This is a genomic window from Cupriavidus taiwanensis (genome assembly GCF_900250115.1).
GTDB lineage: Bacteria > Pseudomonadota > Gammaproteobacteria > Burkholderiales > Burkholderiaceae > Cupriavidus > Cupriavidus taiwanensis_B.
The window spans coordinates 1,585,714-1,596,289 of the sequence record NZ_LT984804.1 but is presented as its reverse complement, the minus strand read 5'-3'; the positions used below and the strand labels follow the sequence as shown (position 1 = coordinate 1,596,289).

General features: G+C 65.7%; 8 protein-coding genes. 3 read left to right on the top strand and 5 right to left on the bottom strand.

Going from position 1 to position 10,576, the window contains the following annotated elements; translation table 11 throughout:
• Position 1: 1 nt before the first annotated feature.
• The gene (locus CBM2586_RS23970) at positions 2 to 1,525 is read right to left on the bottom strand and encodes a Fic family protein (protein ID WP_115690256.1); all 1,524 of its coding nucleotides are present in this window, start codon (positions 1,523 to 1,525) and stop codon (positions 2 to 4) included.
• Positions 1,526 to 2,563: 1,038 nt separating this feature from the next.
• Here CBM2586_RS23970 and oxlT point away from each other — a divergent pair.
• The 3 genes from oxlT (at position 2,564) to CBM2586_RS23955 (ending at position 5,702) form a co-directional block, all read left to right on the top strand.
• Positions 2,564 to 3,886: an oxalate/formate MFS antiporter gene (gene oxlT / locus CBM2586_RS23965; protein ID WP_115664248.1), complete on the top strand. Its 1,323-nt coding sequence runs from the start codon at positions 2,564 to 2,566 to the stop codon at positions 3,884 to 3,886.
• 167 nt (positions 3,887 to 4,053) lie between these two features.
• Positions 4,054 to 4,866, top strand: coding sequence for a helix-turn-helix domain-containing protein (locus tag CBM2586_RS23960; protein ID WP_115666427.1), 813 nt, complete (start codon positions 4,054 to 4,056; stop codon positions 4,864 to 4,866).
• Between the two features lie 89 nt (positions 4,867 to 4,955).
• Positions 4,956 to 5,702 (top strand): dienelactone hydrolase family protein, encoded by a 747-nt coding sequence (locus CBM2586_RS23955; protein ID WP_115664249.1) that lies wholly within the window; start codon positions 4,956 to 4,958, stop codon positions 5,700 to 5,702.
• 212 nt (positions 5,703 to 5,914) lie between these two features.
• Here CBM2586_RS23955 and CBM2586_RS23950 read toward each other — a convergent pair whose 3' ends face one another.
• The 4 genes from CBM2586_RS23950 to CBM2586_RS23935 form a co-directional block, all read right to left on the bottom strand.
• The gene (locus CBM2586_RS23950; RefSeq protein WP_115664250.1) at positions 5,915 to 7,042 is read right to left on the bottom strand and encodes a DUF3300 domain-containing protein; all 1,128 of its coding nucleotides are present in this window, start codon (positions 7,040 to 7,042) and stop codon (positions 5,915 to 5,917) included.
• On the bottom strand, positions 7,039 to 7,920 hold the full coding sequence (locus CBM2586_RS23945) for a DUF2950 domain-containing protein (protein ID WP_240988020.1): 882 nt from the start codon (positions 7,918 to 7,920) through the stop codon (positions 7,039 to 7,041). Before CBM2586_RS23945 ends, CBM2586_RS23950 begins: the two co-directional genes overlap by 4 nt.
• A 96-nt stretch (positions 7,921 to 8,016) precedes the next feature.
• Positions 8,017 to 8,931, bottom strand: a complete 915-nt coding sequence (locus CBM2586_RS23940; protein WP_240988019.1) for a hypothetical protein — start codon at positions 8,929 to 8,931, stop codon at positions 8,017 to 8,019.
• 145 nt (positions 8,932 to 9,076) lie between these two features.
• Positions 9,077 to 10,555, bottom strand: coding sequence for a DASS family sodium-coupled anion symporter (locus tag CBM2586_RS23935; protein ID WP_115690250.1), 1,479 nt, complete (start codon positions 10,553 to 10,555; stop codon positions 9,077 to 9,079).
• Positions 10,556 to 10,576: the final 21 nt, after the last annotated feature.

The following is a 10,576-nucleotide window of genomic DNA, read 5'->3' as shown; positions in this document are numbered from 1 at the left end:
TTCAGCGGCCGCCGTGGCGCTCGAGGTATTCGGCGAACTCGTCGCGCACCACGGTTTCGATGCGCGCGAGTTCGGCGTCGGTGATGTCCTCGAACAGCTTGCGCTTGCGCCGCGACAGCTCGCCGTGGTTCTGCACGATCAGGTCGATCAGGTTCGACAGCCGCGACTGGCGCAGGTCGAGCCAGCTTTCGAGCCGGGTCACGCTGGCATCGTAAGCGCGCAGGTACTGGATCTCCTGCGCCAGGTCCTGCTCGACGCATTGCTCGATGCACTCGAACACGAATTCGCACAGCGCGGTGGCGTCGAACGAGGCATAGAGCCAGTAGGGCTGCGGTGACTTGATCAGGATGGTGTCGCTGTCCGCATCCAGCGCGTAGTTGAGCAGCGCGGTACGCGGCGCGGAATAGGCCTTGAGCAAGCCGGCATAGACGTCGAGCTGCTTGAGCATGCGCGCCGATACCGGCAGCACCACGCCCTCGGGCGTGACGCCGGCCTGGCGCAGCAGGTGGTGGATCAGGAAGCGATGCAGGCGGCCGTTGCCGTCATAGAACGGGTGCGCGAAGACAAAGCCGAACGACACGCAGGCCGCCACCACGATCGGGTTGGCCGCGTGGGTCTCGACCAGTGCCGCCACCGCGGCGATGCCGTCCATCATCGCCCCCAGCTGGGCCGGCGGCGGCGGAATATAGTCAGCGATATTGCGCAGCCGCCCGCCGCGCGACAGCCAGTTCTGCTGCGCGCGGAAGCTGTATTCGGCGCGCAGCCCAGAGATGATCTCGTTCTGCCATTCGCACAGCTGGGCTTCGGTCAGCGGCGCGGCCTGGCCGGCATATTCCAGCAGCCGCCGGAACTTGGCGACGCGCTGGTTATCGGGAATCTCGTGCTCGATCGAATAGGTCGAGCGGGTTTCGGCCAGGTAGAGATAATCCACCGCGCGCGCCAGCAACTCCGGCTCCAGGCGCCGGATGGCACTGCCTACGCGGCCAGGCAGGTCGGCCTCGATCCAGCGCGCCAGCTTCGCGGTGCGGCGCACCACCGGACAGAACGCCGCCGGCCCGAGGTGATTGTTCTGGATGCCAAACTGCAGGTCCGGCGTCGACGGGCCGGTCACGTATTCGGCCTCGTCCAGCGCCAGCACCCGCGGCGCGCCGGGCGGCAGCTTGTAGTCGAACTGCGCCCCGGCCAGCCATTTGGCATAGAAGGCGCTCAGCCGGGCATAGCGCGAGGTCGGTGTCGCCGCCAGCCAGGCGCGCACGGCCTGCACCGGCTGCGGCTGCTCGAACAGCGCGGCCAGCACGGTCAGGTCGAGCTGTTCCTTCTTCAGCGCAAAGGTCAGGTGGTCCACCGTGGTGTCGCCGCCGCGGTAGCGGTTGCGCGGGTAGACCGTGCGCGTGGTGCCGTCCGGACCGGTGTGGGTGCTGAGTACGCCAGTCTTGTCGCCGAGCGCGGAGGTGCAGCGCAACGGCGGCACGCGCAGGCCGAACTGGCGGATCAGTGCGTCGTAGCCTAGTGGTGCATGAGCCATGCGGACGGCGGGAAAAGGTGGGCAGGTGCCGGCGGAGCTTACCATAGCTTCTACCGGACTTACCTGAACATCTACTTCGCTCTGAATTTTGTCAATTCCGTCTATGATGCTCGCGGACAGCGGGGCGGGCCGGCCACGCGGCGGGCCGGCTTAGCGAGGCGCTCTACTGCGCTTGCTGTTTCGTCTATTCCAGGCGCAGGCAATGACCTTTTCGTCTAGCTGGAGCCGGCATCGCGCCGGCGCCGCGGGTTTATCTGAACCCGCTTGAAATGACAGGCTTGTCATAATCGAGCCCGGTTTCCACATAATCGGCGGCACGGCCTGGCGCTTGGCTCAGGGTTTTCTCTGAGTTTGCCAGTTAATCGGCGTAAAAGCGGTTTCCGGGATTTGCCCATTTCCATTCATCGCCTATAACTGCAACTACATGTTGCGGCCGATGTCACGCATCATGCCTCAGCCCGCCAGGTTCGCCTGCGGGCATTTTTTTTATGTTGACGCAAAATTAATGGCGGAGATTTAGGCCCAATCTTCGGCGGCGGCCATGGAAAATCATGACAATTCTGTAATCATTACCGCGCTGTCATCATGACAATATTGTAATGATAATGCCGCATTGTGGCCGGAGCGCATTCAGAAGCAATCCTCATCGATGCCGGACCGGGTGCCGGGTTCCGCCTCAGCAAAGGGATTGCTGCCACCATGCGGCAGCGCGACAAGCTTTTGCATACAGCTTCCGATGCGATTTGGTCGTGAATATCGCCTGCCCATCCATGGTCCGCATTAATTCAGTGAAAACCCTGCCCCGGCTTTCGCTTGACTTACTTGATATATCACATACTGTGTATCCCATCGCCGCTCCTGAGTTTGAGAGAGGTGAGGGCGAAGACCTCAGGTCGCGTCGTGATAAGAGGCAAGCAAATGCCAATGACATTAGGAGACATGAAATGCCAGCTGCCACCCCTAAGCTGAGGCGCAGCGCGACCGTATATTCCTCTGCTTTGTCGCGAGTTAATGGCCAATCTATTCAAGGAGCGCGCAATGAGTAATCCATCGGCAATGGGGATGGGCGTCAATCACCAGGTCCCGGAAGGCACGCGCTGGATGCAGTTGATCGTGGGGGTGATCTGCATGATCGCCACCGCCAACATCCAGTACGCGTGGACCCTGTTCGTCCCGGAGATCCAGGACACCTACGGCTGGTCGCGGGCCAGCATCCAGATCGCGTTTACCGTCTTTGTGCTGGTCCAGACCTGGCTGGCGCCGATCGAAGGCTACTTCATCGACAAGTTCGGGCCACGCATGATGGTCGCGTTCGGCGCGGTATTCATCGGCGCGGCATGGTGCATCAACTCGCAGGCGACCTCGCTGATGGGCTTCTACGTCGGCGCGGCGGTGGGCGGGCTGGGCGTGGGCTCGATCTATGCCACCTGCATCAACAATGCCCTCAAGTGGTTCCCGGACCGCCGCGGCCTGGCCGTGGGCCTGACCGCCGGCGGCTACGGCGCGGGCTCGGCGGCAACCATCCTGCCGATCGCGGCGATGATCGAGTCGCAGGGCTTCCAGCACACCTTCCTGTTCTTCGGCCTGCTGCAGGGGTCGCTCGCCTTCGTCGCGGCGTGGTTCCTGCGTTCGCCCAAGTCGCATGAAGTCAAGGCGTCGGCCAAGCTGGTCCAGGCCACGCGCGACTACACCCTCAAGGAAGCGCTGTGCACCAAGCTGTTCTGGCTGATGCTGGTCATGTTCGTGCTGGTCGTCACCGGCGGCATGATGGCCGTGGCGCAGCTGGGCGTGATCGCCAAGGACCTCGGCGTGAAGGAGTTCAAGGTCGACCTGCACTTCTTCGTGATGGCCGCGCTGCCGCTGGCGCTGATGCTGGACCGGATCATGAACGGCATCTCGCGCCCGCTGTTCGGCTGGATCTCGGACAATATCGGCCGCGAAAAGACCATGGTGATCGCCTTCACCCTGGAAGGGCTGGGCATCATCGCGCTGGGCTACTTCGGCAGCAACCCGTACGCGTTCCTGATCCTGTCCGGTGTGGTGTTCCTGGCCTGGGGCGAGGTCTACTCGCTGTTCTCGGCCCTTGCCGGCGATGCCTTCGGCACCAAGCACATCGGCAAGATCTACGGCGTGCTCTACACCGCCAAGGGCATCGGCGCACTGTTCGTGCCGATCGGCAACCTGATGATGGAAGCAACCGGCACCTGGTCCACCGTGCTCTACACCGTGGCCGCCATGGACCTGACCGCGGCCTTCCTGGCAATCATGGTGCTGCGCCCTGTGCTGAAGAGCCACGTCGCCAACGCCAGGAGCCTGTTCTCGAAGGAGGCCGCGGCAGCCGGAACGCAGGTGCCGGCCTGAGCGGGAATACGGCGGCGGCGCCCGCCATCCAGGCGTTTCTTGCTGCTGAAAGGGCGGGCTTCTTCGGAAGCCCGCTTTTTTTGGGGGGCCGTGTGCTTGCGCCGCGGGCGCGGTGACTGTGATAAAGATATGCCCGTGCCAACGTCCGCCCCATGCGCGCCGCGGTCATGTTCCAGATCCTCGCCCCGTGTCCATCCCTGACGCCCTATGTCGACGGCTACTGGTTCGTGCAGGACCTGAACGGCGCCTACGCGGGCAGCGATATCACTACCTGCCCGTATCCGGGCGCGGTGCTGTCGGTCAACTTCGGCCGTCCGAACGCGATGGTGGGTGGTCCCACCGTGCCGACGGTTTCGCTGCTGGGCTTCCAGTCCGCCAGCCGGCGCTGGCGCTCGTGGTCCGATACGTATTTCGTCATGGCGATGCTGAGCGGAGCAGGGCTGGCGCGGCTGTTTCCCGGCATCGGCCCTGACTGCAAGGACCAGTTGCTGGATCTCGCGCTCTACCTGGGAGACCGGGCCAGCCATGCGCTCAGCGCCGACCTGAGCGCCGCGTGGACGCCGGCGCGGATCGTTAGCCGGCTCGATGCCTGGCTGCTGCGCCGGCTCGGGGCGCTGCGCGAGCCGGCGGCGCTGCAGTCGATGCGCGCGGCCCACGCGCTGTTGCGCCAGGGGCGGCAGGTACAGGAAGTGGCCCGCCTGATGGCGGTCAGCCGGCGCCAGCTGAACCGCTGGTTCGCTCAGCAACTGGGGCTGGGGCCAAAGCAGCTGATGGACCTGGAGCGCCTGCAGCACAGCATCCAGGCGGTGCAGTGTGGCGCGGGCGATGCGCTCGACGGCTACAGCGACCAGGCCCACCAGATCCGCGCCTGGCGCCGGCGCGTGGCGCAGACACCGGGCGCGTATGCGCGCGGCGGGCAATCCGGACTGGCTGCGTCGTTCGCGCAGCGCCCGGCCGGCGCGCCCGCCTTCTACCTCTGAGCGGGCGCCGGGCGCGGACCCCGACGTCCCAAACGTTCAATACAGCGTTCCCGCGCGGCCGCATGCTGGCGGCCTGAACGGAGCGAACCATGAACGCTGCAAGCCTGCCGCCGGAGCGCGGCTGTATCACTTATACGGATGGCACCACGGTGTTCGAGGGCTACCTCGCCAGGCCAGCCGGCATGGCATCAGGCACGCCGTGCGTGGTGCTGGCCCACGAATGGAGCGGCCTGAACGCGGCGATGCGCCGCTGCGCCGACCGCTTCGCGGCACTGGGCTATCCCTGCTTTGCCGCCGACGTGTACGGCAAGGGCGTGCGTGGCGACGAGCAGGGCGACAACGCGCATCTGATGGACCCGCTGATGGCCGACCGCCGCTTGCTGCGCCGGCGCCTGCTGGCCGGGCTTGAAGCGGCCAGGCGGTTGCCCGGCGTGGACTCCCGGCGCATGGCCGCGGTGGGCTACTGCTTTGGCGGCCTGTGCGCGCTGGACCTGGCGCGCGCCGCCGCGCCCGGCCTGGTGGCCGTGGCCAGCTTCCACGGCGTGCTGCAGTCCCCGCGCATCGGTCCGCAGGGACGGATCGACGCCAGCGTGCTGCTGCTGCATGGCTGGGAAGATCCCATTGCCCCGCCGGCGGACGTGCTCGGCATCGCCGCGGAGCTGACCCAGGCCGGCGCCGACTGGCAGCTGCATGCCTACGGCCATGCGCGGCATGCGTTTACGTTCGAGGGCGCCAGCTTCCCGGAGCGCGGCATCGTCCATGATGCCGTGGCCGACCGGCGTTCGTGGGCCGCATGCGCGGCGTTCCTGGCGGAGCGGTTCGCGGCGGCGCCCTGACCGCGGCACCAGCGCGGCGCGCTAAGATCGCCTGTTGCCGCGTCAGCTGGCGCGGCAATGGATGCAGGCGTCGCGCACCATGAGGTTCACCAGCGTCGGCGAGAACCCAGCTCCGACGCGGTTTCCGCTTCTCCACGCCCTGCTAGCCGACGGCGCCAGACGCGTCGGTTTCCTCGCCATGCAGCAGACTGTTGGCCTCAGCACGACAGCGGCTAGCGACGTCCGCCGCGTCCGCCAAAGCCGCCCATGCGTGCGCCGCCGCCAAAGCCCGCGGCGCGAGCCGAACCTGACTGCAGGCTGGCGTTCCCCCGGTTGGTATTGCGCTGCACGGCGCTGCCGCCACTGTCCACACCCTGGAAGCCATGGTCGCGACCCCCGGCCGCGTCGCGCCCGCGAAAGCCGTCGCGCCCCCCCGCGTCGGCGGTGCTGCGGCCAAATTTCTCGCGGGTGGCATGGTCACGATAGGCCACGCCCTGCCGGTGCTGCGCGTCATGCTGCCAGCGGCCGCCCTGGAACTTGCTGGCGTCGAAATTGCGGTCGATATTCCTTGCCTTGTGGTGCTCCACATGGACGCCGCCGTTGTTCCAGTCGCAGTTGCCGAAGATGGCGACCGCCGCAGCCAGGCCGATGCCCCATGCGATGCCGCTGCCCACGGCGTCGCCAGGGTAATAGGCGGCATAGGGCGGCCAGTAATAATACGGGTAGCCCGCATACCCCCAGCCGCCATAGACAATGGCGGGGTCATACACCGGCACGTAGATCACCTCCGGATTGGCCGGCTCGATGCGCACGATGGTCTGCTGCGCAGCGCCCGCGGTTTCGACGGTCACGGTCTGCTGCGGCCCCGACTTGAGGTGGCCCGCCTGCTGCGCCCGCGCGCGCAGGCGCTGCACCGCATCGAGCACGTCCTTCTGCTGGGCCAGGAAGGCATCGCCCAGCTTCTGGGTCCAGTCGAGCTTGTCGCCCATCGGCTCGAGGATCTGCGGAAAGGCCACCAGCGACTTCACGCTGACATCCCAGGATTCATTCTGTATCGCCTTGACCGCGGCATCGCCCTTCACGCCGGGGTGCGCCTTGACCCAGCGCGCGGCGAGGGTGACTTCCAGTGGATAGGTGGAGGCCATCAGCACCTGCGAGAGCAGGGGGTCGGGGTAAAGGGCGATCGGGGCGACCATGGCCTCGATCTCTTCGGCCTGGTAGGGCGCGGGCTGGCTCTGCGGCTGCGCCTGCATCGCGCCCGGCACCACCGGCGACGAGCCCGCTGTCGGCGGCGCGGTGCTCCCGCATCCGGCCAGCACCAGCACGGCGCAACACGCCGTGGTCAGTGCACTAGGTTTCATCGCGATATCCTCCTCCAGCCAGGGTCGGGGTCGAAGGATTTCGTTGCCGCGGCCCGGGCGGCGCTGTTGGCGCCGAGGTCGCGCTCGTAGACCTGCCCCTTGTGGTTGACGATAAAGGTCATCACCCCGGTATCACCATAGCGCACCGGCCACGCGATCACCGCGAAGCCGCCGAACAGCTTGCCGTCGACCACATAGTCGAGCGCGCCGCCGTCGGCACGCGACCCTTGCGCGGTCAGCAGCTTGTACTGGTAGCCGTGGTAGCCCTCCTTGCTCGCGTTGCGCGTGCCGGCATCGCGGAAGGCGGCGCCGAGGGGGCTGGGCCGCTCGCCTGCGCCGGTCGGCCAGTAAAGCCCGTCGTGCTTGCCCGGCGTACTGGACAACCTGCTGGCATAGACCAGCCGCTTCTCGCCGTCGTGGCTGGTTTCGGCGTATTCGGCCTGCGCGTCGCAGATGGCCTGCATGGTCTGGATCACGGCCAGCTCGTTGCGGCCGATGCGGCGCACGCGCATTTCCTGGGCGCCGGCCTGCGTGTCGAACTGCCACCCCTTGGCGGACTTGACCAGCGGCACCGGCAGGGTCCAGCCGTCGTTGCCGACGGCGATCACGGCATGCCTGCCCGAATGCTGGACCAGATGCGACACGGCCCAGGCGCTGTCGAAACGCTTCCGCACGTCGGCATCGGCCGGCGGAATGATGTTGCGGAAATTGGCGCCGAAGATACGCTTCATCGCCGCCTCGTCGTTATCGCGGACCGCCTTGCCGAAGGCCGCCATGGCCGCGTCCGGGGTGTCGAAGGTCTGGCGCGCCACGGCCGTCGTCGCCCCCAGGCACAGCACGGCGAGACAAGCCCACGCGGCTAGGGATTTCCAGAACATTCCCAGTTGTCCATTCATGTTCATCCCCCAACACGGGCAGGCCGCGGGCAACACCGGCTCCGCTCTGCAGCGGTCCAGGATAAGAAGAGGAAAGAATCAGAACCGAAACACCAGCCCTAGCATAGGCCCCTTAAAGGTGAGCCGTTGTATCAGCTCGCCGCCACTTACTTCATAGCTCACGTAGCGATAGGTCAGCTGGATATCGCCCCACTTTGCCGCATACGCCGCCCCCGCTGACACTTGCAGCGTGTAGCTGGAGGATCCGCTTCCGACGTCGACGTAGTAAGGCACGTACCATCTGCCATTGCTGCTCAGGTTGAAGCGTCCGCGCACGCCGATGATGGCGTCCACGAGGTTTTCCGTTTGCGAGATACTGCCTTGCTGTGCCAGCGTCGCGCCTTGCTGCGTGAACGTCGCGGATAGCGTCCAATGCGCGCTCGCGCTCAGGTTCAGATAGCGCAGGCCTCCGAATGGCTCGATATTGCCCCATGGCGCGCGCAGCGCCGTGTAGCCAGCGGCAAGCTGGAGCATCCCGCCGGTCATGCTGCTGCCCACGTCGGTCGCTACGTCCCGGGGCACGACGACCCGGGTGCCATTTCCGGCCGTCACCGACTTGAGCGTGGTGTCCTGGCGACTGAAGTCGAGGTAGATCGCATCGCCGAAAATCGACCAGTTTCCCTTTCTGGCCTCAGCCTGCAGCATCAGCAGGAACTGCAGGTTCTGAAGATAGCTGTCCGGCCCCGTGCCGATGTCCAGATTGCCGCCGCCGGTCGATGACGATCCGGAAAAGCGAAAATCTCCGCTGACGTTAGGCAGCCAGAGATACGGCGCAATCGCAAATTGCCAGTCGTCGCTTTCGGGCGCACCAGGTGAATGGGGTGGGGCGGCTTGCGCCAGTCCGGCTGCCGCCGTGAAGAGAAAAGCAATGAGAGACCGGATGGCCCCGGTGGCAAAGCGTTGATGCCAGCCTTCCGCTGCGCTGAGCCGACCTGCAGCCCGGACTGCCTTCATGGTCTCGCCCCTAGTCATCCATCGCCAATCCATGCGCCCGCGGGACGGCCGTAGCACCGTCCGCCCGCCGCCGCAAACGCCAGCCCCGATGCGCGCGTTGACCGGAAGCCATGCTGCCAGGGTTGACGAGTTCCGTCAGGCAGTCTCACACATGCCCAAGGAACTTCCACCAAAGCGGGCCGATGACCAGCCAGACAAACATGTAGATCAGGCTCATCAGAAAACCCGCCTTCCACCATTGCCCCTGGGTTACGTAACCGGCGCCGAACATCACCGGACCGGAGCCGATCCCATATTGGGTCAGGCAGCCGTTGACATTGCTCAGGACGCCGAGGGCGACCGCCGCGGTGAACGGCGGAATATCGGCAGCGACCATCAGCGCCATCGAGAGCGGGAAGAGGGCGCTGATATGTGCCGTGGCGCTGGCGAAGAAGTAGTGAACATAGCAATAGATCGCCGCCACCAGCATGTAGACAGCCAGCCTGTGGAAGCCCTCGAGGTGGGCCCCGAACTCCTTGCCGAACCAGGACACCATGCCGTATTCATTGAGCTTGGAGGCAAGCATGATCAGCAAGCCGATCCAGATCATGGTGTCCCAGGCGGACTTCTCGTTAAGGGCATCGTCCCAGGTCAGCACGCCGGTGATGAACAGCAGCGAGACCCCGAGAGCCGCCGCCAGCGTGGCACTGATGGCCAGGTCCTCACCGAAAATCCAGAGCAACAGCAAGCCAAGGAAAATGGCCCCCATGATGATTTCCTTGGCGGAGATGGGGCCCAGGGCGACCAGTTCGCGCTGGGCCAGCGCCGTCGCATCGGGTGTCTGGCGGATCTGCGGCTGGACAATCCACAACATGGCGAGGGGAATGATCGCCAGGCATACCAGGCCGGGGACCGATGCGGCCACCGCCCAGTCGAGCCAGCTGATCGAGACGCCCTGGTCTGCGGCCAGCTTGACTGAAAGGGGATTGCCCGCCATCGCCGTGATGAACATGCCAGCGGTGATGATGTTGGCGTGGAAGGCGCAGAGGATCAGATAGCTTCCCACCTTGCCGCGCGTTTCCGGGTCGTTGGCATGGCTGCCGAGGACTTCCGCGATGGCCTTGGTAATCGGCAGCATCACGCCGCCGGCGCGGGCCGTGATGCTTGGCATGGCCGGCGAGATCATGAGTTCGGTCAGGGCCAGCCCGTAGCCGAGCCCCACGGTGCGCTTGCCGAGCAGCCGCATGAACAGCAGGGCAATGCGACGCCCCAGGCCGGTCTTGATCACGCCCCGGGAAATGAAGAAGGCGAGCATCACCAGCCAGACCAGGTCGGTGCCGGTGGATCTGGTGACATCGGCAAAGGACACCACGCCAACCAGCACGCCCACCGTAGCGCCGATGATGGCGACCGCCGCCATCGGCAGGGGGGCGGTCATGATGCCGGCGATGGTGGCAACGAATACCGCGAACATGTGCCACGCCTTCAACGCGAGGCCATCTGGCGCCGGCAGGAACCACAGGACCAGGCCGATGCCCACCGGGACCAGAAAATTCCAGAGATTCCTGAGATGGCCGGCCGGTGCAGCTGGCTTCGTGGCCGGGGAGCTTGCAGGCGGGGGAGCCTTGACGGGCGCTACATCCATGATCGACCTCCTGACGGCGAT

Coding starts and splice junctions, on each gene's coding strand:
- CBM2586_RS23970 (WP_115690256.1), bottom strand. CDS start 1,525: ATGGCTCATGCACCACTAGGCTACGACGCACTGATCCGCCAGTTCGGC.
- oxlT (WP_115664248.1), top strand. CDS start 2,564: ATGAGTAATCCATCGGCAATGGGGATGGGCGTCAATCACCAGGTCCCG.
- CBM2586_RS23960 (WP_115666427.1), top strand. CDS start 4,054: ATGTTCCAGATCCTCGCCCCGTGTCCATCCCTGACGCCCTATGTCGAC.
- CBM2586_RS23955 (WP_115664249.1), top strand. CDS start 4,956: ATGAACGCTGCAAGCCTGCCGCCGGAGCGCGGCTGTATCACTTATACG.
- CBM2586_RS23950 (WP_115664250.1), bottom strand. CDS start 7,042: ATGAAACCTAGTGCACTGACCACGGCGTGTTGCGCCGTGCTGGTGCTG.
- CBM2586_RS23945 (WP_240988020.1), bottom strand. CDS start 7,920: ATGTTCTGGAAATCCCTAGCCGCGTGGGCTTGTCTCGCCGTGCTGTGC.
- CBM2586_RS23940 (WP_240988019.1), bottom strand. CDS start 8,931: ATGAAGGCAGTCCGGGCTGCAGGTCGGCTCAGCGCAGCGGAAGGCTGG.
- CBM2586_RS23935 (WP_115690250.1), bottom strand. CDS start 10,555: ATGGATGTAGCGCCCGTCAAGGCTCCCCCGCCTGCAAGCTCCCCGGCC.